Origin of the sequence: Lactobacillus sp. W8172 (assembly GCF_016102055.1) — a bacterium.
Lineage (GTDB): Bacteria > Bacillota > Bacilli > Lactobacillales > Lactobacillaceae > Lactobacillus > Lactobacillus apis_A.
On sequence record NZ_JACFPG010000002.1, the window covers coordinates 179,390 to 204,817 of the forward strand.

General features: G+C 38.7%; 21 protein-coding genes. 3 read left to right on the forward strand and 18 right to left on the reverse strand.

Going from position 1 to position 25,428, the window contains the following annotated elements:
* Positions 1 to 228 precede the first annotated feature (228 nt).
* Entirely contained in the window at positions 229 to 1,890 is a 1,662-nt protein-coding gene (locus tag H3R21_RS04420; RefSeq protein WP_198183291.1) for a multicopper oxidase family protein, read from the forward strand.
* Between the two features lie 163 nt (positions 1,891 to 2,053).
* Positions 2,054 to 2,764, forward strand: coding sequence for a C39 family peptidase (locus H3R21_RS04425; protein ID WP_198183293.1), 711 nt, complete (start codon positions 2,054 to 2,056; stop codon positions 2,762 to 2,764).
* 212 nt (positions 2,765 to 2,976) lie between these two features.
* On the opposite strand, the gene H3R21_RS04430 is transcribed toward H3R21_RS04425, so the two are convergent.
* The 5 genes from H3R21_RS04430 to H3R21_RS04450 all read right to left on the reverse strand — a co-directional run bounded on the left by H3R21_RS04430 (position 2,977) and on the right by H3R21_RS04450 (position 7,823).
* Complete coding sequence (locus H3R21_RS04430; protein WP_198183295.1) at positions 2,977 to 3,453, reverse strand: threonine/serine exporter family protein; 477 nt, start codon at positions 3,451 to 3,453, stop codon at positions 2,977 to 2,979.
* 2 nt (positions 3,454 to 3,455) lie between these two features.
* Positions 3,456 to 4,232, reverse strand: coding sequence for a threonine/serine exporter family protein (locus tag H3R21_RS04435; RefSeq protein ID WP_046307791.1), 777 nt, complete (start codon positions 4,230 to 4,232; stop codon positions 3,456 to 3,458).
* An 11-nt stretch (positions 4,233 to 4,243) separates the two neighbouring features.
* Positions 4,244 to 5,791 carry an ABC-F family ATP-binding cassette domain-containing protein gene (locus H3R21_RS04440; RefSeq protein WP_198183297.1) on the reverse strand — a complete coding sequence of 516 codons (1,548 nt, stop codon included), beginning with the start codon at positions 5,789 to 5,791 and terminating at the stop codon, positions 4,244 to 4,246.
* 418 nt (positions 5,792 to 6,209) lie between these two features.
* Positions 6,210 to 6,569, reverse strand: coding sequence for a hypothetical protein (locus H3R21_RS04445; protein WP_198183299.1), 360 nt, complete (start codon positions 6,567 to 6,569; stop codon positions 6,210 to 6,212).
* 45 nt (positions 6,570 to 6,614) lie between these two features.
* On the reverse strand, positions 6,615 to 7,823 hold the full coding sequence (locus H3R21_RS04450) for an LCP family protein (protein WP_198183405.1): 1,209 nt from the start codon (positions 7,821 to 7,823) through the stop codon (positions 6,615 to 6,617).
* Positions 7,824 to 7,967: 144 nt separating this feature from the next.
* On the opposite strand from H3R21_RS04450, the gene pepF reads away from it, so the two are divergent.
* Positions 7,968 to 9,773: an oligoendopeptidase F gene (gene pepF, locus H3R21_RS04455; protein WP_198183301.1), complete on the forward strand. Its 1,806-nt coding sequence runs from the start codon at positions 7,968 to 7,970 to the stop codon at positions 9,771 to 9,773.
* A gap of 44 nt (positions 9,774 to 9,817) precedes the next feature.
* Here pepF and H3R21_RS04460 read toward each other — a convergent pair whose 3' ends face one another.
* The 13 genes from H3R21_RS04460 to H3R21_RS04520 form a co-directional block, all read right to left on the reverse strand.
* A complete protein-coding gene (locus H3R21_RS04460; protein WP_198183303.1) occupies positions 9,818 to 10,960 on the reverse strand; it encodes an ArgE/DapE family deacylase in 1,143 nt (380 codons plus the stop codon).
* 14 nt (positions 10,961 to 10,974) lie between these two features.
* Positions 10,975 to 11,724 carry an amino acid ABC transporter ATP-binding protein gene (locus H3R21_RS04465; protein ID WP_222710197.1) on the reverse strand — a complete coding sequence of 250 codons (750 nt, stop codon included), beginning with the start codon at positions 11,722 to 11,724 and terminating at the stop codon, positions 10,975 to 10,977.
* Positions 11,717 to 13,213: an ABC transporter substrate-binding protein/permease gene (locus tag H3R21_RS04470; protein WP_198183305.1), complete on the reverse strand. Its 1,497-nt coding sequence runs from the start codon at positions 13,211 to 13,213 to the stop codon at positions 11,717 to 11,719. The genes H3R21_RS04465 and H3R21_RS04470 overlap by 8 nt, the downstream gene beginning before the upstream one ends.
* Positions 13,214 to 13,491: 278 nt before the next feature.
* Positions 13,492 to 14,289 carry a metal ABC transporter permease gene (locus H3R21_RS04475; protein ID WP_074425878.1) on the reverse strand — a complete coding sequence of 266 codons (798 nt, stop codon included), beginning with the start codon at positions 14,287 to 14,289 and terminating at the stop codon, positions 13,492 to 13,494.
* On the reverse strand, positions 14,289 to 14,909 hold the full coding sequence (locus H3R21_RS04480) for a metal ABC transporter ATP-binding protein (RefSeq protein ID WP_198183407.1): 621 nt from the start codon (positions 14,907 to 14,909) through the stop codon (positions 14,289 to 14,291). Before H3R21_RS04480 ends, H3R21_RS04475 begins: the two co-directional genes overlap by 1 nt.
* A 56-nt stretch (positions 14,910 to 14,965) precedes the next feature.
* Positions 14,966 to 16,108 (reverse strand): SLAP domain-containing protein, encoded by a 1,143-nt coding sequence (locus tag H3R21_RS04485; protein ID WP_232352313.1) that lies wholly within the window; start codon positions 16,106 to 16,108, stop codon positions 14,966 to 14,968.
* A 20-nt stretch (positions 16,109 to 16,128) separates the two neighbouring features.
* Positions 16,129 to 17,019, reverse strand: coding sequence for a metal ABC transporter solute-binding protein, Zn/Mn family (locus tag H3R21_RS04490; protein WP_198183307.1), 891 nt, complete (start codon positions 17,017 to 17,019; stop codon positions 16,129 to 16,131).
* A gap of 460 nt (positions 17,020 to 17,479) precedes the next feature.
* On the reverse strand, positions 17,480 to 19,450 hold the full coding sequence (locus tag H3R21_RS04495) for a fructose-specific PTS transporter subunit EIIC (protein ID WP_187158323.1): 1,971 nt from the start codon (positions 19,448 to 19,450) through the stop codon (positions 17,480 to 17,482).
* A 16-nt stretch (positions 19,451 to 19,466) separates the two neighbouring features.
* The gene (gene pfkB, locus H3R21_RS04500; protein ID WP_198183309.1) at positions 19,467 to 20,381 is read right to left on the reverse strand and encodes a 1-phosphofructokinase; all 915 of its coding nucleotides are present in this window, start codon (positions 20,379 to 20,381) and stop codon (positions 19,467 to 19,469) included.
* Positions 20,381 to 21,136, reverse strand: a complete 756-nt coding sequence (locus H3R21_RS04505; RefSeq protein WP_198183311.1) for a DeoR/GlpR family DNA-binding transcription regulator — start codon at positions 21,134 to 21,136, stop codon at positions 20,381 to 20,383. The genes pfkB and H3R21_RS04505 overlap by 1 nt, the downstream gene beginning before the upstream one ends.
* Positions 21,137 to 21,301: 165 nt before the next feature.
* On the reverse strand, positions 21,302 to 22,708 hold the full coding sequence (locus tag H3R21_RS04510) for an MDR family MFS transporter (RefSeq protein WP_198183313.1): 1,407 nt from the start codon (positions 22,706 to 22,708) through the stop codon (positions 21,302 to 21,304).
* Positions 22,709 to 22,765: 57 nt separating this feature from the next.
* Positions 22,766 to 23,218: a MarR family winged helix-turn-helix transcriptional regulator gene (locus H3R21_RS04515; RefSeq protein WP_198183315.1), complete on the reverse strand. Its 453-nt coding sequence runs from the start codon at positions 23,216 to 23,218 to the stop codon at positions 22,766 to 22,768.
* A 225-nt stretch (positions 23,219 to 23,443) separates the two neighbouring features.
* Entirely contained in the window at positions 23,444 to 25,252 is a 1,809-nt protein-coding gene (locus H3R21_RS04520) for an FAD-binding protein (RefSeq protein WP_198183317.1), read from the reverse strand.
* Positions 25,253 to 25,428: the final 176 nt, after the last annotated feature.

Here is a 25,428-nt window from a genome sequence, read left to right on the forward strand (position 1 = left end):
CTTTTGTTCCGTTTTTTATTCATTTTTCTTTACAATCACTTGCGTTCAAGCTGTTTGTGAAAAGGATTAAATAACACTTTGATAGTCTAAAAATCAAAAAAGCATTTTTATATTTTTCAAGCCTAAAAAACATTACTTTCCGCACTTTACAAGCGTTTTCACAAAGAATAAAATTTAACTTGAATATAAAATTTTTAGCTAAAGTTTTAAATTGAAAGGTAGACAAATATGTCAGACAAAGTTTACACAGATTATTTCTATAACTCAGATGATTTTGACAAAAACCATGGTATGGGGTACAAAGAACTTCATATTCCAGAAGGAGTAGAGGCTCAGCCATTAATCGTTCCTCCAGTACTAGAGCCTGATAAGCAAGAAAACAATGATGTTTGGTACACCATTGAATCTCAAGAAGGTGAATTCCAATTCTTGCCAGGTAAGAAGACTCATACTTGGGGCTATAATTTCCCAGTTCTTGGTAAGACAATGGTTTTAACTAAGGGTCAACATGTACATGTAACCTTGAAAAACAGCTTACCAGAATTAACAACTTACCACTGGCACGGTATGGAAGTTTCCGGTCCTGGTAACGATGGTGCATGTCACTCACCTGTATACCCAGGCGAAGAAAAGCAAATCGACTTCGTTGTTAACCAACCAGCCGCACTTACATGGCTTCACGCTCACCCATGTCCATCAACTGCTTCACAAGTTTGGATGGGACTTGCAATGGGTGTTGTTGTTACTGATGCTAATGAAGCACAATTACCAATTCCTAAGACTTATGGCAAAGACGAATTCCCAATTATCTTGCAAGATAGAATCTTCCATGAAGATAACCAATTCGACTATAAGGCAGACTACAACGCAATGGGTATCTTTGGTGATACTCCAATTATCAACGGTGTTGTTCGTCCTTACGTTGATGTTACAACTCAAAAAGTTCGTTTGATTTTCTTAGGTGGTTCTAACCGTCGTGAGTGGCGTTTACACTTTAGTGACGATTTGGTAATGACTCAAATCGGTGGTGATGATTCATTCTTGGAGCATCCAGTTAAGATGACCAAGGTATTAATCGGACCTGGTGAACGTCAACAAGTGGTTGTTGACTTCAGCAACTACAAAGAAGGTGACGTTGTTAACCTTTACACTGATGACTTCAAGTTAGTTGAATTTAGAATTCATAACTACGAAAAAGATGACAGCGTAATTCCTGACACCTTATTCAAGCCATATGATCCAGTTGTTAACCCTAACTCACCAGTTCCTCATGTTACTATGGACAACCACAACATGATCAACGGTAAGAAGTTTGCTATGCAACGTATCGACTTGAAGCAAGACTTAATGAACGCAGAATACTGGGACGTTACTAACACTAACGACAAGGTTAACGGTATGTTACACCCATTCCATATTCACGGTGCTCACTTCTTAGTCGTTTCACGTAATGGTGAAGAACCATATCCAAACGAAAAGGGCGTTTACAAGGACACTGTTGAAGTTGCCCCACAAGAAACTGTTCGTTTGAAGGTTTACTTCCAAAACACTGGTGTCTTCATGTACCACTGCCACATCATCGAACACGAAGATGCAGGTATGATGGCTCAAATTCAAATTGTTGATCCAAAGGATCCAGATAAGACATACGAATTAATGGACATGGAAACTTTAACTAAGGCCTTCTCAGAAGAAAAGGGTATCCCAATGGATGAAGTTTACTGCCCAGGTATGGATACTGAAGGTATGGCTGTTAAGGGTGTTGACCACTCATTAGACGCACTTTCAGGTGCTAGCCACAGTCACCATGAAGAGCATCGTGAAGAAGCTCCAGTTAGTCATGAAGAACCTAGCCACGAAGACGCTACTTCTGGTGCAAGTCATCACTAATTAATTTTAGTTTTGCATAAATCAATTAAAACCACTCAAGCAATTGAGTGGTTTTTCTTTTTCCAAAATATAGTGGTTAAAATTCCCCTAAATAGCTTGGAATTGTTATGAAACTTAGTAAATTCCTTTGCTTTTCTTCTTTACCATGTGGTTAAATAGCCCTATGAGAAAGAAAAGAACACTTACCCGAAAAATTATGTATCTACTTCTGGGTGTAATTTTTTTAGAACTGATCTTCGCAGTTCTTAACTCAAGAGCATTTCAAGACCGCTACGATTGGTTAACCTTGAAGTCAGAACAAAAACTTGATGTACCACTAGAAAATCAGTACCCTGACCTGCCAAACGGTTGTGAAGTTACTTCACTATCCATGCTATTGCAATATTATGGCTTCAAGGTCAATAAGCTGGATTTATCAGAAAATATCAAACACGTTGCTTCATACACAGATAACGGTCAATACCGTGGTAATCCTCATGTTGGCTTTGTCGGATATATGAGCCAAGCCAACGCTGGCTGGTGCGTTTACAACGAGCCCCTTGAACAGGTTGCACGTAAATACACTAATCGAGTACAAAACTATACCGGCCACGACTTTATTCAGGTCCTGAAACGTGTTTCTGAAGGCCAGCCTGTTTTGATTATCACCACAATCAAGTTTAACCGTGTCAACGACATGCAGACTTGGGACACTGCTCAAGGAAAGGTCCATGTAACTCCTTCTTCACATGCATGTGTAATTACAGGTTTCAATAAGAAAAATGGTACAGTGCTAGTAAATGACCCGTTCGGACATAAAAACAAAGTAGTCTCATGGAAGAACTTGGAAAGCAGTTATATTCAGCAAGGCAAACAGGCTATCTATATTAATTAAAAACGCAGTCCCAGATTACATGGGATTGCGTTTTTGATAAACAAAAAGAGCAGATTCAATTAAGAATCTGCTCTTTTTAAATCGAGGCCCATTAAAAAATAGGTGACTACTTCTGTTCACATCAGGTTGGTCAAGCACCAACACTTCCCGTGTCTGCCAATTAAGGCTGGTGTCCTCATCCAAATACGCATCTCGCGTTTTGTCGACTCGTATTAACTATTATACGAATTTTTCTTCTCTTTGTAAAATTTTTTTGCTCTGAAAAAAATCTCGACGAACATGTTTGATAGTAACATCCCCAGCGCGATTGAGCCTGTAACAATAATCACTCTTAGCGCTGAATCACTCGCACCATTAATGTTTCCAGCTGTTAATTCCCTGACGGCTTGGTAAGCCGGTACACCTGGAACTAATGGTACGATTGCCGGAATATAAAATACAGATGCAGGACACTTTTTTCTTCTAGCAAAAACAATTGCCAAAATTCCAATTGCAAATGAGCCTAGAAGGTTTGATATTAATCTACCCATTGATGCTCTCATTGCTAACCAATAAATAATCCAACTAACTACTCCGCTCACTCCCGCCAAGTTCAGTACTCGATGCGGAACGTTAATGGTCAGTGCAAAGCCAACAGAAGCAAGGTAGGCAAATAAGATATTAATAATTAACTCTAACCAAAATGGCATTTTTAAGCTCCCAAAAATTTCAATATAATACCTACTCCGCCACCAAGTGCAAAGGCGGTAAGCAAGGCTTCACAAATTTTAACCATCCCGGATAACAGATCACCTTTAAACAAATCACGTAGCGCGTTTGTTAAGGCCAAACCTGGCACTAGTGGCATCAGTGCTCCTGTTAAAATATTGTCGATAATCATTGCTGGAAAAAGGTGAACTATTCCAACCGCGACTGTCGTCATAATCATCGCCGCAACTAATTCAGCTAAATATTTAACCTTTGTAAAGCGTTTAAAGTAATATGCTGAAACAAAACCAATTGCACCAACAACTGCAGCAGCGGGGAAATCAAGCCAATCGTAGTTTTCAATAAACATTACCATTAGTGTCGCACTTAAAACAGCAGCACCAATTACTTGTATCCATAAAGGAAAAACTGGAAAATCGCCATTAGCAATTTTATAAACCTGCTCTTTTACTTGTGGCAAAGTGATTTTATGCGCAGCAAAATCACGTGATAATGAATTAATGCGGTCAACTAGTTCCAAGTTGATATTCCGCTCATGGACCAAAATGCTTTGGCAATAGTTCCCTCGATCAAGGCTCATAAAAATTCCTGTCGGTACGATAAAGACACGTGGATCAGGTTCGCCGGCGGTTTTTGCGATTCGCACCATTGTGTCCTCAACACGATACATCTCACTACCGCCTTCAATCATTAGCTCGCCAACTGTTAAGCATGTATCTAGTAAATCATGGTAAAAAGAGCTATCTTGCTTGCTAGACATAATTTTTTCCTCTAATTATTATTCATTGTCTCAATGTCAATCGTCTTATCAATCCAATTACCTTGGAAAAAATCACGCTCATGACTAACGATAATTACTGCACCATGAAACTTCACGATTGCATCCCTAAGTGCATCCTTTGAATCACGGTCCAAGTGGTTGGTTGGCTCATCCAAAAATAGCAGGTTAGCCGGTTCGAACTGCATTTTTGCCAACTTAACCTTTTCCTGTTCCCCACCGGATAGCTTTTTCAGTGGACTCATTGCCTGTTGCGCAGTTACACCTAGTCTAGCTAGGGCCCCACGCAATTCTTTAGGCTTGATTCGTTCAAAAATTTCCTGCAAGTATTGTAGCGGTGTCATATTCTTATTTGGCCAAGCTAAATCCTGCTTAAAATATGCAACCTTTGCCGTTTCTGACAGTTTAAATGAACCAGAGATTGGCTCTATTTGACTTAGTAACGTTTTTAATAAAGTCGACTTACCGATCCCATTAAAACCAGTAATTGCAATTTTTTCATTACCACCAACTGAAAAATTAAATGGTTCCTTTACGATTGCCTCATCATAACCAATAACTAAGTCTTGGGTTTGTAAAAGTAAATTGGCAGCGGTCGCTACATAAGGAAATTCAAAGTGAGGTTTGCGGTTACCCTTAGGCGGATTCAATACGTCCATTTTAGCCAGTTGCCGTTCACGTGATTTTGCACTCTTTGAACGGGTACCTGCTTTATTTTTTCGAATATAGGCTTCAGTCTTAGCAATTTTTCGTTGTTGATTAGTATAGGCCTTTAGGTAAGTTTCGCGATTAGCCTCTTTTTGACGCATTGCCTGTTTCAACGTACCCGTGTAACGAGTAATTGTGCCGAGGTCAATATCAATAATGCAGTTGGCAATTCGACCAAGAAAATCATAATCGTGACTGACAACAATAAATGCTCCGGCAAACTCGTTTAAGTAATCGACTAACCAATCAATGTGTGACACATCAAGGTAGTTAGTTGGCTCATCCAAAAGAAGGACATCAGGATTTTGTAGTAGTAACTTGGCTAAAATAATCTTCGATCGCTGACCACCTGAAAGCTGACTAACGTCATGTTCATAGCCCAATTCTGCTAGCCCTAAGCCAGAAGCAACACGTTCGATTTCGGTATCAATTCCGTAAAAGTTATTTTCTTCTAAGTATGTTTGAATCTTTCCTGCTTTTTCCAATAACTCATCGTTACCGTCTTCCGCATATTCCTCATACAGCTTATTTAGTTCTTCCTCTTTTTGGTATAGCTTTTCAAAAGCTGTACGTAAAAACTGTCGAATGGTCACACCAGGTGCTAATTTGGCATATTGGTCTAAATAGCCAACTGTCACGCGATTTTGCCATTTAATCTGACCCTCATCAGGAAGAATTTCACCAGTCAAAATTTTAATTAAAGTTGATTTGCCAACTCCGTTTTGGCCGGTGACTCCCATGTGGTCTTCTTTATTGAGCACAAAATTGCCATCCTGATACAAAGTCTTATCTTCAAAGCCCTGACCTAAATCTTTAACTGTTAGTAAGCTCATTGTGCATCTCCTTTGGGTTAATCAAATTATATAGTAAAGTAATCTTTTTTGCTTGCAGTTTTAATTAATTACATCCGAAATAAAAAGGCGGACGTCTTGCCCACCCTTTTATTTTCATCTTATTCCAAGTGCTTTTCTTTAGTTGTAATTGCTAGGATTTTTAATCATCCCTAATAACAGCTGTCTGTTTTAGACTATTAGCTACATATAAGCCAAAATTAGTCTTAAGTCAAAATTCTTTTGTCTTATTAATAGTCTGCGTACTGTTTCATAATTATCTATTATTGCTTAAATCAAGTCAAGACTATCCAAAGCACCGTTGCAGTTGGCACAAAGAAAGAATACATTTGATTGGTAAAATTTTGTGTCTTAAAGGTAGTCATAAATAAAAGATGTCTGACTTTTCATCAGACATCTTTTATTTTTGTTCCTGCTCATACTTTTGCAGAGCATCTAGAACTTTAGGCCAGTAGCGCTTGGGCAAGATTAACTGCAATTTATCATTATAGATAGGAAAATCACTTGCTTTCATCCCTGTTATTTTCGCCAAATCTTCATCTGACAAATGAAATTCACGTGCAATCCGCTTAATTTCATAGGAAGCATGCCCACGAAACCATGAAAGAGCAAAGAAGAATAATGCGAAAATCCCAGCAACCATGACAGAGACAGGGAGTGTCAAATGGAATGATCGCAGACAAATGAAGAATGCCGCAATAAAGACAATTAGTGCAGACAATACACCATAAATAATGGGAAAAAGTGCCTTCTTTTGCATTTCGTTCTCCTCTTAGTTTCACTTAAATAACTTACTTCAAAAAACTTACTGCCCAGTAGAATTATCACTGCCTGTGCCATTCCCAGTATCAGAAGAGCCATTAGTATTATTGGTACTATCAGTGCTTTCATTAGTAACAACAGAATGATAAATTTGATAATTAGTAAACGGATTAGGATCCTTCCAATTAATGTGATTGTTTTGCTCATTCAACTTATTGAGCTTAGTTTCATCATTATCCAAAACTTGTTGTTCTAGTCCCAAGTTGGCACGCATTTTGTTTGAAGCTTTTTGTAATTCTTCAGTTGATGCAACCTGGATTGAAGAACCATTAATCCATGCATCGTGACCTTGAATGTACCCACTACTAATATTTTGCGAACAGCCGCGGTAAGTTAACGCCAAAGCCAGCATGTCATTGAAGGTTAAGTTAGTTCGGACATATTTATTAAAAATCTTAACTAGCTTGCGGTAGTTAGCAATTGAATCAACAGAAACAGCCTTGTGTACGACAGCATTAATTACTTGTCGTTGCCTCATTTGGCGGCCGTAGTCTCCTCTAGGATCGTCATGACGCATACGGACATAAGCCACAGCATGACGACCATTCAAATGCTGCTTTCCTTTATGGAAATCACACCAGTCATAAGAGAACTTAAATGGGACATTAACGTCGACACCACCAACAGCATCAACTAGGCTCTTTAAGGCCTTCATGTTGACTTCTACGTAATAGTTAATCGGTACGTTTAACAATGCAGATACGGTATTCATTGACGCTTTACTGCCGCCGATACCATAAGCTGAATTTACCCTGAACATGTCATATTTGTCCCCAGGATCTCCCAAAATGTTGGCTAAAGTATCTCGCGGAATCGAGGTCATCGTTGCCTTATTTTTACCTGGATTAGCCGTCGCCAAAATAATTGTATCAGAATTACCCTTGTCATGACGTCCCTCAAGCCCCTGATCAACGCCAAGAATTAGAACTGAAATAGGTTGCCGATTAGCGATTCGAGCAGAGGTAGCGGTGTTACCGTCTTGCCCATCGATGGCACTATGCAAAGCAAAGTACATATGAGCTGCCCAAGCGAGTCCACAACTTAAGCATAAGACAGCTACAATACCGCAAATTCGAGCAATTACATTACCCGTCATTTTTTGTGCTGGTGAAGCAAAAACATGATTGCGGTGAAGATTTAGAGAAGATTGATGTTTACGATAATCTTCTCTACGTTTTGAACTTGGTTCCATACCTTTATTCAATTCCCTTCATAATTATCCAAGTTTATTTGTATCACTTTCAAAGTTGAATTAGAATATTACCAAATATAATTAATAATATCTTATTTTTTATTATTTGGCATAACTATTATTAACACATGTAAGGAGATTTTTATGGCTATACCTAAAAGAACAGAAGTCCCAGAAGAACTTAAATGGGACTTAACAAGAGTATTTAGTTCAGATAATGACTGGGAACAAGAATATACTCTTATCAAAAAAGAAGTGCAAGACTTAAGCAAACTTAAGAAAGATTTTACTAAGGACGGTCATTATTTGTACGATGGCTTAACTAAGATTTTGGAAGTTGGTCGCCGTTTAGAAAAAGTCTATGTTTATGCAACAATGTCCAGCGACGTTGACTCAAGCGACTCACACTATCTTGGCTATGTAGCTCAGTCTCAAACCTTAGTAAGCCAATTTGAAGCAGCAACTTCCTTTATGAACCCTTCAATTTTAGAGCTCTCGCAAGCAGAGTTAAAACAGTTTATGGAAGATGAGCCCAAGCTAAACAATTACGCTCATATGCTTGAACAAATTATGCAGCAAAAGCCACATACTCTTTCGGCACAGGAAGAAAAAATAATTGCTGATGCTGGGGATGCTCTTGGTACTTCAGAAAACACCTTCAACGTTTTAACAAATTCAGATATGGCGTATGGCTACGTTGAAACTGATGACGGCGAAATGGTTCAGCTGTCAGACGGACTTTATTCCAACCTCATTCAATCGCAAAACCGTGAAGTGCGTAAAAATGCCTTTGATGTAATGTATGCTACGTATGGCCAATTTGAAAATTCACTTGCTTCAACTCTTTCCGGGGTTGTTAAGCAACACAATTACTTGGCTCGAGTTCATAATTATAACTCTGCACGTAGCTCTGCTTTGGCAGAGAATCACGTGCCTACTGTTGTCTACGATACTTTGATTAGTGAAGTTGATAGTCACCTTGATTTACTTCATGACTACGTTGCTTTACGCAAACAAATTCTCGGACTGGATGATCTGCAAATGTGGGACTTATATGTTCCACTAACTGGAACGCCATCATTGTCATACACTTTTGAGCAGGCCAAAGCAGAGGCTAAAAAAGCTCTAGTTCCATTAGGAGAAGATTACTTAAAGCAAGTTGATTATATATTTAATAACCGTGTAATTGACGTCGTTGAATCACAAAATAAAGTTACTGGTGCTTATTCTGGTGGTTCTTATGATACAGATGCTTATGAGCTTTTGAACTGGGAAAATAATATCGATTCACTTTACACCCTTGTTCATGAAACTGGCCACTCTGTCCACAGTATGTACACACGTCAAACTCAACCTTATGTTTATGGCGACTATCCTATTTTTGTGGCTGAAATCGCATCAACTACCAACGAAAATATTTTAACCGAGTACTTTTTAGATCATATTACTGATCCAAAAACACGTGCTTTCGTGCTTAACTACTACCTTGATTCGTTTAAAGGAACATTATTCAGACAAACTCAATTTGCTGAATTTGAGCAGTATATTCATGACTTAGACGCTAAAGGTGAGCCATTAACTGCAGACATGCTTGACGACTTCTACGGTGACTTAAACCAGCGTTACTATGGCGATGCGGTTGAACCAGGAAGTGAAATTGCTAAAGAGTGGGCAAGAATTCCACACTTCTATTACAATTTCTACGTTTACCAATATGCAACTGGCTTTGCAGCAGCAACTGCACTAGCCAATAATGTTGTGCACGGCACATCAAAACAAAGAGAAGCTTATATTAACTTCTTAAAATCAGGTTCAAGTGATTACCCAGTCGAAATCATGAAGAAAGCCGGAGTTGATATGACTAAACCAGATTATCTGAAAGAAGCCTTTGAAACCTTTAAAAAGCGCCTAGCCGAATTCAAAGACATCATCAAAAATGATTTTAAATAAGAATAAAAACCACTTCATATTTTTTGAAGTGGTTTTTTGCTTGCTTAAGCATATTCTTGCCAAAATTTCCGTGCAATTGCTTGGTAAAGCTGACATCCCACAAGATAGTCATCAACTTTAACAAATTCATTCGGCTGATGTGCTGTTAGACCATCAGATGGTCCCAAAATAATGATTGGAAAAGCGCCAGCCTGAATATATTCTGATGAATCCGTTGCACCAGTTCCTGCAGTGAAATCACAGGAACGATTAAAATCATTTTGAACAACTTCCTGAGCCAATTTAGCAAGCTTTGTCCCTGCCTGACTTGGTAGTGGAACTTCAGGGAAACTATAGCGAATTGTTAATTCCGCACCTTGCTTATTGAGTTCAGCAATTAAACCTTCTAATTCCTGATAAATTTGATCATTAGAATAAAGTGGCGTTGTCCGAATATTTCCTGAAAGCCATGCACTATCAGGGACCGAGTTAATTTGACTACCACCTTGAATCTGACTAATGACATGGGTAAGCGAACCTAAGACTGGATCTTTTTGGTCATGACGATCCATTAGTTCCTGTACACGCTGGGCAAAAGTGACCAATGGCATAATTGCATTGCGGCCCTTTTCAGGTGTAGAAGAATGAACACAAAGACCTTTAGAAGTAACATAATAGTCAATCACACCTTTGTGCGTAACGCGGACGTCAAAATTGGATGGTTCACCGACTATTAATCCATCTAAGTCGTTTGCATAGCCTTCTTTTGCTAGCTGGGCTGCACCATATTCACCGGTCTCTTCGCCAACGGAAGCTAACAACCTAATTCGACCTGGTAGTTCTTTTCCACTATCTAATAAATCGAGCATGGCTACAACCATGGCAGCTAGGCCTGATTTCATGTCGCTAGTTCCACGGCCATAGATTTTGCCATCTTGAACAGTCGCTTCAAAAGGCGGATACTGCCAGTTCTCTAATTCTCCTGCGGAAACAACATCTTCGTGTCCTGAAAAGCCAAGCAAGGGGCCATGGCTTCCCATTGTAATAACTAGGTTATCACGTCCTGGAGCATAAGATACACGTTCTATTTCCACGTCATATCCTTTAAAAAGATCTGTCAGGTAATCTGCAACTAAGCTTTCATGATCATTAGCCGAATCAATTGCAATTAAATCGGTCAAAATTTTAAGTGCTCGTTCTTTTTCCACAGCTTTATCCCCTCTTATGCTTCAAGTACCTTAGCTAAAAAGTCCTGTGCACGTTCAGTCTTTGGCTGCTCAAAGAATTCTTGTGGCGTTGCTTTTTCTTGAATATAACCATCTGCCATAAACCACACTTCATCGGCAACGTTTTTGGCAAAACCCATTTCATGGGTAACAACAACCATTGTCATTCCTTTTTGAGCCAAGTCCTGCATAACCTTAAGTACTTCACCGACCATTTCAGGATCTAGTGCTGAGGTTGGTTCATCAAAAAGCATTACTTCCGGATCCATTGCTAATGCACGCGCAATCGCTACACGTTGTTGTTGTCCACCTGATAAATTAGCCGGAAAAGCTTCCGCCTTTTCTTCTAATCCAACTTGTTTTAAAAGTTCAACAGCTTTAGCAGTTGCCTCTTCATCACTAGCGTTTTTAACTTTCATTGGTGCTAGCTTAATATTTTCAATAATGTTCATATGTGGAAATAAGTTGAATTGCTGGAACACCATGCCCATTTTTTCACGCAAGGTATCAAGCTGTTTTTCGCTTAAAGCAGTTAATTCTTTATCTTCAAACAGCACTTTGCCTGCAGTTGGTTGATCCAATAAGTTAAGGCAGCGCAAAAAGGTACTCTTACCAGCTCCTGATGGTCCGACTAAACAAATAACCTGGCCATCTTTAACTTCTGCATTAATGTCTTTTAAAACTTCATTTTTGCCAAAAGTTTTCTTCAAGTGTTCAACTTTCAGCACTGGCGCATTTTTAGTCATGATTCATTTTCCTTTCAAAAACTTTCATTAAGCTAGACAAGCCAAAGGTTATGATGAAGTACAAAATCATAGTGATTACTAATGGCATGACTCCACGGTAAGTATCAGCTTGGACAATTCTTGATTGGTAAATCAGATCCTTCACACCGATAACCGATACAATGGAACTTTCCTTAATTAGGGAAACAAATTCATTACCAAGTGCTGGCCAAATATTCTTCATTGCTTGCGGCATGATGACATAGCGCATTGTAGCAGTCTTAGACAGTCCCAATGAGCGAGAAGCTTCGGTTTGTCCAACAGAAATTGAGCTAATTCCCGACCGAATTACTTCAGCAACGTAGGCCGCTGAGTTCAGTGAGACTGCAATAATTCCTGATAAAAGTGCAGGTATATTAATAACTAGGCCTAAGCCAAAGTAAATGAATAATAATTGCACCATTAATGGTGTGCCACGAATGAATTCAATATATGCTGTAGCAATTGAGTGCGCAATTTTATTGTGACTTAAGCGCATTAAGGCTAGGATTGCTCCTAAAAGAAAACCGAAGAAAACTGAAATTGCCGAGATAAATAACGTGTAGCCAACACCAGCAATAAAGAAGTCCTTGTAGGCCCACATCGAGTTGGAAGCCTTAACCTCTTTTTTAGTTTTGCCTTTAGCAATATATTTACCAACATTAGGTAAATATACTTTGGTTACTAATTTCTTCTCTTTAATTTCATCGATTGATTTATTAGCAGACTTAACTAAACTTTTAGCACCTTTATGAAAAGCTACAGCATTACCTTGAGAAGGTATTTTAAGCCCAGAAGGTATCGATGTTATGCCATCAGTATTCTTAGCAAAAGCAGCAGCAGATGCAGTATCAACTAGAACTGCATCAAACTTGTTAGTTTTCAAGCCTAAAATAAGGTCATTAGTCTTATCCATTGTTTTAATTTTAGACTTTTTAGCTTGTTCCTTAAGCAGTGTAGCTTGCATACTACCAGTTTGTGCACCGATTGCTTTGCCGCCAAAGGACCGATAATCATGGAATTTACCCTTGTCGGACTTTCTAATGATTAGATTCTGACCGCTTTTATAGTAAGTTTGGCTAAAGTCAACACTTTGCGCCCGCTTGGGTGTCGCGGTCATTCCGGAAATGACCATATCAATTTTACCTGTCTCAAGGGCAACCAATAATGAATCAAAGTCCATCGTTTTAATGACTAGCTTAACCCCCATGTCTCGGGCAATTTTGCGGCCAACTTCGACATCCATACCCATTACTTTGGATTTGCCATTCACATTTTGGACAAATTCATAAGGAGGAAAATCGGGGCTAGTTCCCATAACTAACTCGCCCTTTTCCTTGACCTTTTTCAAATAATTATCCGTTACTTTTGGGGCTTGCGTGCTTTCGGCAGCATTGACAGTTTGTGGCACTAACGCCAACATCATCATTGCTACCAAAAGCGCTTCAAGCCATTTCCACGCTTTTTTCATTATTCCTGCCCTCCGAGGTTAGTATAGTTATTGCAATTATAATAATATGAAAATTAGAATACAACGATATATTTGGGTTATTTTCTCATTTATCATATTTTACCGCAAAAAAAAGCCTTGTCGCATATTGATTTACCTAATATAGACAAAGCTCTTGAATAATCTTATTTAGTTATTAGTGACATTTACAAAAAAGGTAAATATCAACCTTTTTGCGTTCGCTTTTTCACAAGCAAAAAGAGGAATCTATCATTGTAGACTCCTCTTCATTATTTTCCTTATAGGCTACGCTTAATTAAATGGGTGAAGTACGTAACAAGATAGATTACTACTTCGATCACTGCAATAAAGAAGGTTACAGGTAAATTAGTAATAAAGCCAAGATACAATCCTAGCCAAACCCCAATTAAAGCAAAGAAAACAGACCATGCAATCATTGAGCCAATTGTTTTACCAATATAATTGGCTGTTGCGGGTGGTAAAGTGAGCAAAATGAAAACTAGCAATGAGCCAACAATTTGCGCACCAATCGAAACAGACATTGCCAGTGCAATTAAGAAAATTACGCTGACTAAACCAGTTTTTACTCCGTGAGCTACTGCTCCAATATGGTCGAATGAATCAAAGTTGAGCGACCTCTGAATACTAAAAATCATCAGTAAAACAATTACTGACAAGACTACCAGCTGGATAACCCCCTGCTTGTCAACACCAACAATACTTCCAAATAAAATATTAGTTGCGTAGTTACTGTTTGCACCAGAAATTGCTAAAAATAGCACTCCTAGTCCTGTAAAAAGTGCCGAAATTGCACTAATGGATGATTCTTTTTGATCACTGTGAAGTGATAATTCGCCAACACTAATTGAACCAAGTAATGTAAACAGTAGCATCCCCCAAAGTGGTCCAATCCCAAGCCACACAGCAAAAGCTGCACCTGCGAAACCAATCTCAGATAATGTGTGCGCCAAAAAGCTAAAATTACGGGCAACTACATAAACGCCAACGGTACCACACGTTATTGCAATAAAGGTACTGGCCAAGAAGGCATTACGCATAAAATCAAAAGCAAACATTATTCATACGCCTCCTTAAATTGAGCCATTTCACCTTGTTCAATGTGCCCATTAATTAAATATAAATAGTTCTGCATATATTTTTGTGCTAATGCAACATCATGGGTAACAAATAAAACAGTAATATTATGTTTTTCATTTAGATGTCTAATTAGCTTCATCAGTTCGTCTTTAGCCATAGGATCCAGACTTGCCGTTGCCTCATCAAGGATAATTACGTTCGGGTGATCAAGTAGCGCCTGTGCTAAATAAGCGCGCTGCTTCTGTCCGCCAGAGGCTTCGCCCATCCTGGTATGCCTAATTTCATATAAATTAGTTTCCTGTAATTGATTCTTGATGGCTTCTTTAACTTCACGCTTTTTAAAAGTTGGCGCATTTAAACCAACAAAAGCCTCGATTGATAGTGGATATTCCGCATCAATATTACGAAACTGCGGTACATAACCTAGCCTGACACCATCAGCGAACCTAAAAGAGCCCGTTGTTGGTGCTAGCATTTTCATTAAAATACTAATTAAGGTTGTTTTGCCTGTACCGTTTGGTCCTAAAAGAGCTGTTGTTGAACCTTTTTCCAAATTAAAATTGAGGTTCGAAAAAACAGTCTTTTTATCAAATCTCATTGAGAGATTTTTCACTTCTAAAATGTCAGACAATTTTCTCTCCTTAATAATATCTTTTACTTAAAGTTTCCCACTTTAATGTATTGATCTTCATCAATAATATAATACTTACGACCGTCTATCTTTACTCGGCCACCGTATGTTCTAACATAACTGCCACGTTTGAATTTACCAGTACCAAAACGTTCGCCATTACCATCATAAATATAGGCATTATGCGTTAAAAGCTGCAATCTTCCTTCAATGTTGGTTGCGACAACATATTGATCTGTCCCAATTTGGAAATACTTTTTGCCTCTAATTGTTTTGGTACCATAAACGCTTAGCTTTGTTCCAGCCTTCTTAGTAGATTGTTTAGTTTTTTCACCATTACCATCATAAACTAGAGCATTGTGCATCAATAGCTTAGTATCAATCGGCTTTGGCTGTTGCGTCGGTTTAGGCGTTGTTGGTTTTGGTTTTGGTGGTGTAGCAGGTTTTGACGGTGTTGGTGTAGTAGAACCAGTTGACCCGTTGTCATAATAATATTTAATCAGGTCGAAGAAATCATCCATTGAATAGCCCCATTTAGCAAAATAGCCATCTGGGTCGCCATGATCAGTACCGCCTAAGAATTTAGAAACTGCTGCATGTGACCAAACAGTTCCTTTACCAGTATGAACAGCATTAACAGGAGCAAGATTATACTGGCGCATAATTTGAGCAATGTAAATTGCATCGTTATTGATGCTTTTGGCAAAGTCAGCCAAATTATTGTCTTCACACAGTTCAACCTGGAAAAAACGACTGTTGGCAACAGGGCCAGCACCCCAAACACCATGATCTGGTGAGGTCATCTGGATTACACCAGTTTTATCCACAAAAGCATGAACATAGGAATAGATATTCATCCACTCACGGTTAAAATAAATTGCTTCATTATATGCGGAAGCGCCCGGCGTGGCGGTTTCGTGAACAACCACACCCTCAGGCTTGCCATAACGGTAATTCAGAGGATTGCTAGCATAAAAATCGTTATATTTTATGCCTTGCTGTTTAAGCATTTGCTCAAGGTAAGTTATGCCTCCATAACTATTTTGTTTAGCCATGTCATTAATTGAACTTGCCTGAACAACCACAGAATTTTGGACCATTGCAACCGCCGTGGCTGGAACTGCCATTCCCGCGGCTACAGCCATAGCAGCAATTAATTTCCTCATTTTTTATTCCCTCGTAACAACTATTTCTTGGCTACATCAGCCAACTTTTGATAACTTTCAGTCATCCAATCAAGGTAAGTCATCTTAGTCGGAATCGTTTCTCTAACCTTTAAAACTGGTATTTTATTCTTTTTTGCCAATTTAATAAAATTATTAACCGTCGTACTAGAAGTCTGTTCATTATCAACAAAGAAGGCAATCTTGCGCTTCTCAATTCCATGCGTCATTTCTTGAACGGTCGCAGCACTAGGATCTGTATTATTTTGAATTGCTTTTTCAAAGTCCTGGTTTGCTACCTTAATATTAACAGAAGATAAGGCATAATCAAAAACAGGTTCACTAACATAAACTGGCTTATCAACCTGATGATCTATTTTTGCCGCATCTTTTTTAATTCGGTCAATCTTAGCTAAATACTTCAATCCATTTTCACGATAGTAATCAGCGTGTTTTGGATCCTTTTTGCTTAGACGCTTGATTAAGTAATTAACATACTCTTTTGGCATGTTCAAATCAAACCAGATATGCGGGTTATCACCTTTTTTGCGTCCCATTAGGTCCTCACCAACTTTAACTGGTTCTTTTTCTACAGAAGACGCAAGTTTATCCATCCAGCTATCGTAGCCTAGCCCATTTTCTACTACAATATCAGCACTTGATAGAGCCTTGGCATCATCAGTAGTTGGTTCAAAGTCATGCGGATCCGCACTAGGATTTCTAATGAGAGCTTCTGCTTTACCATATTTGCCAACAACGTTTTGCGCAATATCTGCATAAACGTTAGTGGTTGTCATAATCGAAATTTTGTTGCTACTCTTCTGTGGCTTTTGCGAACATGCCCCCAGGGTGATCGCTACCACGCTAAATAAAACAGTTACAGCAAAAAATTTCTTCAATTTTTCAAATTTCATCTTGTTAAAAAACCTTTCAATTTAATAATCGGCTTTTACCCCGTTATCACATAGTAAGTCGTAGATTTGTATTTTCACTTACTATTAATAACCATTATACAGCAATTGAAGTTACTTACAAATAATAACCAAAATTAGCTCTAATAGTTGCTGGTAAACAAAAAAGCGTACGAAAATTTCGCGCGCTTTTAAAGTAAGTAAATAACTGAGCTCTATAATATACTTTCATCATAAAAGCCCAGAAGCTGGACAATTTTTAGGCTCAGTACATTTAGTTATCTTTTTCTTTTCTTCATTCGATGTACTATTCATTTTTTGCCGATTATTTCTTTCATTATTACCATCCCAAAGCAGTAACTGTTGGATAACAAAAAAAGAGACAACTCACTTCAAAAGTGTGATGTCTCTTCATTTTTACAGGGGCAATATCCCCATTACTGGACTTGGTTAATTTATCTAGTTATTTTTGATCTTGCTTGTCAACTGGTTTCTTCCATAGTCCTAAGATTACACCAGCAACAATTGAACCAATAATAGTGGCTACAAAGTAAAGCACAATATGGTTAGCAAGTGGTGATACCCATAGACCACCGTGAGGTGCGGGAACACCAATCCGCCATAGGCCAACTAGAGCACCACCGACAGCAGAACCAATAATACATGAAGGAATAACATGACCTGCATCTGCAGCAGCGAATGGAATAGCTCCTTCGGTAATGAATGAGAAACCTAAAATCCAGTTGGTTAAACCTGCACGGCGCTCATCCAAAGTGTACTTGTTCTTGAAGAAGGTAGTACCGATTGCAGTAGCAAATGGTGGAACCATCCCACCAACCATTACGGCAGCCATCATTACAGCGGCAACAGTTGAATGAGGGTCGTTAGCAAAGGCACCTGATGCAAATACGTAAGCAGCCTTGTTGAAAGGTCCACCCATATCAATTGACATCATTGCAGCCAAAATAGTTGTTAAGACTACTAAGTTACCTGTACCCATTTGGTTTAAGAAGTTAGTAATTGCAAAGTTAACTGCACTGAAGATTGGATTAATAATGTAGTACATAATTAAGGCAATCAGCAGCAAACTCAAAATTGGGTAAATGAGCATCGGCTTCATTCCCTCAAGTGATTTTGGCAATTTAGCAAACAGCTTCTTTAAGCCAACTACTAAGTAACCAGCAATAAAACCGGAAGCAAGCCCGCCTAAGAAACCGGCTGGTGATTTAGCATTAGTTACAACATTAGCAACATAAGCACCGCCGTATGCTCCACTATAAACGGTAGCCATGAAACCACCAACAAAACCTGGCATTAAGGCAGGCAGGTCACCAATTGATTCAGCAATATAACCTGATAGGATTGGCACCATGAAGGCAAAGGCCATGTTACCAGCATTGTTTAAGAAAATGAAAGCAGGTGATTTTGGTCCACCAGCAAAGTTTTCAACGATGAAGGAAATGGCCATTAAGATACCACCACCGATAACGAATGGTAACATGTGCGAAACACCGTTCATTAGGTTTTGGTAAATTGAGCCCCAGAAGCCCTTCTTTGAATCATCACTTGTTTCAGAACTTGCTTGACCGTCTGAGTGGTAAACACTAGCTTTTGAATCTAAAATTGTTTCAACTAATTCATCTGGCTTGTTAATACCATCGACAACTGGACGACTGATTAATGGCTTACCATCAAAACGTGGCATGTCCACTTTCTTGTCTGAAGCAATAATGACACCTTTAGCACGACTAATTTCATCAGCTGTCAATTTATCTTTAACACCTTCAGAACCATTAGTTTCAATGCGGACATCCGCACCGCGTGCTTTACCTGCTTTAATAATAGCTTCTTGAGCCATGTAAGTATGAGCAATACCGTTAATACATGCAGTAACACCAACAATTAATGGCTTTTCTTCACCAGTTGAAGCAGCAGGACTAGCAGCTTGTTCTTTTTCAGCCTTCTTATCTGCATCGCTCTTTTGTTCAGCTTCTTCGAATAAGTTAATAACTTCTTCTGGATTCTTTGCTTCCTTAAGTGCAGCAACTAAATCAGGATTGATTAGTAAACCTGAAAGTTTTGCCAAAGCCTCAAGGTGAGTATTGTCTGCCCCATCAGGAGCAGTGATCATAAAGAAGAGGTTAACTGGTTGACCATCAAGTGAGTTGTAGTCAATTCCCTGTGCACTCTTAGCAAAAAGTACACGTGCCTTATTGATAGACTTGTTGCGCGCGTGAGGCATTGCAATTCCGTCACCAATACCGGTTGTTGATTCATTCTCCCGTGCCCAAATCGATTTGATGAATTCATCTTCATCGTTGACGATGCCGGTTTCGACCTCTAAGTCGGCCATTTCCTTAATAGCATCTTCTTTATTAGTCGCATTAAGCGACATAATCATCGATTCAGGAGCTAAAATATCTTTAATTTTCATTAGTTCTTCTCCTTAATTACGATAGTTGCTCTACATTAATCTGTGGTAAAACAGCTTCAATCTGACTCATCACAGCAATATCCTTGGTAAAGGCGGTAGCTGCACCACATGCCATTCCGATACGGAAGCTTTCAGCTGGATCTTTGGTCTTAACATAAGTTCCAACAAAACCAGCAATCATTGAGTCACCAGCACCGACTGAATTAACAGCAGTACCCACGGCTCCTTTAGCGTGATAGAAATGATCTTTGGTAATCAAATAACCGCCTTTGCCAGCCATTGAAACCATCACGTTTTGCGCTCCCATATCGAGTAGCTTACGTGCACATTCAAGCATATCTTGATCTGAATCAAAGGTAGTGTTGAACAGCTCAGCAAGTTCGTGATGGTTAGGCTTGATTACTAATGGCTTGTAGCTCAGTGTGTCAAGTAGTGCCTGACCGGTTGTATCAATGACAAACTCGGCACCAGCTTCCTTAATTTCTGGCAATAATTCTTTGTAAAAGTCTACTGGCAAACTTGGTGCAAGTGATCCACTTAAGACCACAATATCACCCTTTTGTAAATCACCCATTCGTGACTTGAAAGCAGTAATTTCTTGATCTGTAATATTTGGTCCCGCAGCATTAATCTCGGTTTCGTCTTGTGCATGAACCTTCACATTGACGCGTGTATCGTCTGAAATAGTCACAAAGTCATTAACAATGCGGCGTTGATTTAGTTGACGCACCAACTCTTTACCGGTAAAACCACCGACAAAGCCCCAAGCAGTATTGTCAATTTCAAGCTGATTTAGAATTTGGGAAACGTTGATTCCCTTACCCCCAGCAAGAAATGAGCAATTATTGCTACGGTTAACATTACCGCTATCCACTTTGTCTAATTGAATAACATAATCCAAAGCAGGATTAACGGTTACCGTATATATCATTATTTGGCCTCCTTCAAATTAACCTTTGCAGGTAAAATCTTTTTGTTTTGCATCCCAAGTTTATTTGTGATCACGGTGAGATTTTTGACATTACCAAAAACAGCGAAGTTACGTTCACCAATTTTGCTTTCATCTGTCAAAACGTAAGTATGATCTGCACAGGCAATTTCTTGCTTCTTAATGGCTGCTTCCTCTGGATCTGGCGTTGTCAGATTACCATTGTGATCAATTCCATTAGTACCAATAAAACTAGCGGCAAAGTTCATGCTTTGCAATTGCTCAATCGCAAATTGACCAATCACGGCATGAGTATCTTCTTTAATCTTGCCACCTAAAAGCATGGTGTTAATGCCATGTCCAACAGCACTTAGAGCTGTTTCAATTCCATTAGTGACAACGGTTATACCTGCTACATTAGCAAGAAATGGGACCATTTCATAAGCAGTTGTACCTGCATCGATAAAAAGATAATCGTTTTCATGCACGTAATGCTCAACCGCATAGCGTGCAATTCGAACCTTATCATCGTGATTCATTGTAAAGCGAATATGCTGCGAAACATCATGAGCAAATTTCTTAACCGACTGTGCACCACCATGAACTCGCCGAACTAAACCTTTTTCTTCCATTCGAATTAGGTCTCGCCGAATCGTCGACTCTGACGTTGCCGTCAGTTTGGACAAGTCGCAAACACGACATAGTTCATGTTGATTAACATAGTTTTCAATCAGCTTTTGACGTTCCTGTGTTAGCATCTTCCCTCACCTCCGAAGAGTATTTTATGCGCGTTTCCATTCAAAATCAATCATTTTTACTCAAAATCACTCACTTTTATGCAAAAACAAGCAGCATATTCTTAACTCCTAACCTTAAAGACAACAAAAAAGCTGTACGCTATTAGCATCACAGCTTTCTTTTCACTATTTACGTAATTCTTTTTGCGCAGACGGCAAAATAAATGAGCAAACAAACCCAATAATTGCAAAAATTAACATCATGATAAAGCCTAAGCGATAGCCATTATCCAACCTTATTGCTTCGCTTACACCGCTGCCAGTTGCTCCTAATGTTATAACTAGCATCGCCAAGGCAGTCCCAAGTGAACCACCTATTTGTCTAATGGTTGATGAAACAGCATTCGCATGAGCTGTCATATTTATATCCACTTGATTAATTCCAGCAGTGAAAGTAGTCATCATGGTAAAAGAAATACCAATCATTCTTAGCGCATAGCATAAACTAATTAAAACTAGACTTGTTTTAGTGTTGAAAATCAGCATTGGTAGAGTACCTAACAACAACATCCCAAAGCCAAACAAAGACAGTTTTTTAATGCCAAATTTATCATATAAAGTACCTGAAATCGGATTGCAGATAATCATTATTAAGGCTCCAGGCATCATCACTAAGCCAGAAGTTAATGCAGTTTCCGCACGCGTTGTTTGTAAATACAATGGCAAAACTAACTCTATTCCTACCATTGAAATGTTACTAATTGTGCTAAGCAATGTACAGAGATCAAAGCCTGAATTTTTCAAAACTCTGATATCTAATAAAGGCTTAGACATCTTCAACTGGCGACGACAAAATAGCCAAATAATCACAATACCAATAATAAAAATCAAAGTTAAAGTTACGGTGATTTTACCAGTATTACCTATTTCTGACAGTGCATACAAGATCAACCCAAATCCTACAATTGATTCCAGAAAAGAAACCACATCGACTGAGCTTAAATGAGCAACAGTGATATTTTGAATTGTAAAAAAGGCAAGTACACATACTAAAGCACTGGCAAAGCTTAAAATTATAAATAGCATTTGCCATTCTGCGTATTTCAAAATCAAGCCTGAAATGGTTGGTCCAACAGCCGGTCCAAAACCAATTACCAATCCAGTGATTCCCATCGCCATTCCACGCTTTTCTGGTGGAAACAGAATTAAAATGACATTTTGAATAAATGGCATCAGTCCTCCCGCGGCAATAGCTTCAATAATGCGCCCTAATAGCAAAGCTTCAAAATTTGGCGCAAACAGACAAACTAACGAGCCAGCAAAAAAGATTGCCATCATAGTTAAAAAATTGTTTTTGAGACTAAATGACTCAAAAATCCAAGCTGAAATTGGAATCATTAACCCAACTACCAATAAATATGCCGTGGTTAACCATTGAGCTGTTGCCTGTCCCACGTTAAACGACTTCATGATTGACGGTAATGCATTATTTAAAAAAGTTTCAGCCAATAATGAAACAAAGGCACCGAACAGCAGTACAGCCATCATCAGCACTCTTTTTTTACCAGAAATTTCTTTCACTTCTTTTTCCATTTTTTCTCCCTTTTAAAATATGTAGCAAGCTACATTTGACAGAAATAAAGCATGAATTTATTTAAAACCTTCAATTATTTGATCGAGAAAAGCTTCAAATTGCTCGACTTCAACAACTGATGAACCTTGTGTGATTTGTGCATTAGTGTTATCAAGAATTGCATGAATTTTGGTGATGTTCTTATCAACAAGAGCAAAGCCCTTGTCAGATAATTGCAAAACTATTTGACGTTGATCAGTTTCAAGGTGGGTTGTATAAATTAGACCATTTTCTTCCAAGCGTCGCACAATTCCTCTGATTGTTGGATGACTTAGCACAAACATATCCGCTATTTCTTTTTGCGTCACTGTTCTATCTTTGGCCTCATACAGAAAAACCATTAGCGATATCTGTGCACCAGTTAAAGAATATTCCTTGAACATTTCTCCAAACTGATTATTTAGTTGTTTTTCAATTAGCGTATTCGCAGCTTTGATTTTAGGACCAATTCGGTTTAAATATACGTTCATAATTTTCCTCAATTCATTTGTGTAGTATACTACACAAAATTATTTTTGCAAGAAGGTTTGAAATTTAGCTGTAAAATTATCGGCGTTGAACGCCTCACTTTGTTTAAAACAGTAATTCAGCTGAATTATCAGCTAAAAATTTTTAAAAACATTCTAGATTAGTCAGAAGCAAAAAGACCAGCTCTAAAATATAAGAACTGGTCTTTTAATACGTATTAATTAAGTTTATTTATCGATTTTACTTAATGCGTCATTAACCGCATCTTTTAGTCCGCGGCTTGTGCTTGAAGCACCAGAAACTGCATCAACATCAACTTTATTTTGCTTAACCATTTCTTCAGGCAATGTCTTAACGGCTTTTAAGCCGTAGTCTTCGGATTCTGCTTGCTTTAGAACTTCAATCTTCTTCAAGTTCTTGTCCTTGTCTGCAGTAACACGAACGACGATTTCACCACCCATACCACCATTGGTTCTACCAATGTATTGATCTTTGCCAGTTTCAAAAGTTTCATGGTTAAGGTCAGAAGTTAAGTGAACATCATGACTAGAAGCACCAGTTGCTGCATCAACAGCAACATCGTCTTTAGCCTTAGCAGCATTTTCACCAGCAATCTTACCCCAAATCAAACACTCAGCAATGTTGTTACCACCTTGATATTGGTTTGCACAAATACCACCAAATTCACCAGCTGAATATAGGTGAGGAATTGGTTGACCCTTAGTATCTAAGATTTCAGCTTGAGCATTTCTTCTTGCACCACCCTGGGTGTTAAGCATTGTCTGCTCCATTTGAATAGCATAAATTGGGCCATCAGCAAACACACGCATGGTCTTTGGATCACGACGGAACTCAGGATCATCACCAGTTTGAGCAGCCTTGTTGAAGCGTTCCAATGAATCTTTCAAAATAGCAGGATCTACCTTAATCTCATCTGCTAGTTCTTCTACAGAGTCGGCCTTAACTACATTTTCCTTGTATACTGGATAACTACCAATAATTGGGTCTGCATCCAATTCTGCCTTTTTAGCTTCATCAAAAATTAGGTATGGGTGTTCCTGATTGATTGGCACTTTCCATTGGCCATGGTTCTTAATGTGACCATGACGGTTTTCTTCAGCTTCATCGAAGTATCTTGTACCATCATCCCCAATAACAAATGAACTACCATGAGCAACAGCAATATTTTGTGCACCAAGCATCAAACGACCACGTTCACCCTTTGGTACTGCAAAAGCCATTCCGTGAAGTAAGCCAAGTGATTCAAAGTTGTGCATGTGCCAGAAGTCTGCACCAACTTGTTCAGCCATCTTAATACCGTCACCCTTATTGTAAAGAGTACCTAAAGGTGCTAATCTCTTAGCGCCAAGATAGTCTTCAACCATGGTTTGGTTATTTTCAAAACCACCGGTTGTCATTACCACACCGTTTTTAGCTTGAACCTTAAGCAGTTTGCCTTCGCGTTCAATCAAAACTCCCTCAATCTTACGAGTCTCAGGGTCTTGAATCAGTTCCTTGGCAGGTGTGCTGTACATAACATCAATGTTATCCTTACGTTCAACTACTTTTGCTCTTAGGATTTTCCATAAGGCTGCGTCAAACCAAGATTCGCGAACAGTTGTGAAATCATAGGATTCTGATCCTTCAAATTCAGGAAATTCTTCGTAGGCATGATGTAAACGTTCAGGTGCGTATTGTTTTGCACTGCATGGTTTTACACCCAAATATTTTGTGACGTAGTTTGGTGTGTTAACCATCCCTTTAACGTAAGTATCGATCATCTCTTCATCAAGTGACATTGGTGCAGTCAAGTTTTTGTAGTACTTCTTTAACTCATCAAAATCATTACCAGTTCCGATTAACTGGGCTGAATAACGTGTGTTGCCTCCTTCATGACCTTCTGGTGCTGCATCAACAAGCAGTACTTTTGAGCCACTATCAGCTGCAAAACGAGCAGCAGTTGCACCAGCACCACCAAAGCCTAGTACAACAACATCGTAATTAGCATCCCATTTAGTATCTTTTTGATAAATCATGATTCTATCCTTCTTCTTTTTTGTAATCACTTTCACTAATAAGTTAATTTTATCACTAATATTACTTTTGGAATGATTAATTTTAAAAAGTTGTCCTAATTATTTAAACAAAAAAACACTTTTGTCATTTGTTCCATAAATCACATAGACTCTTTTTAATGAGCTTAAATCAGAAA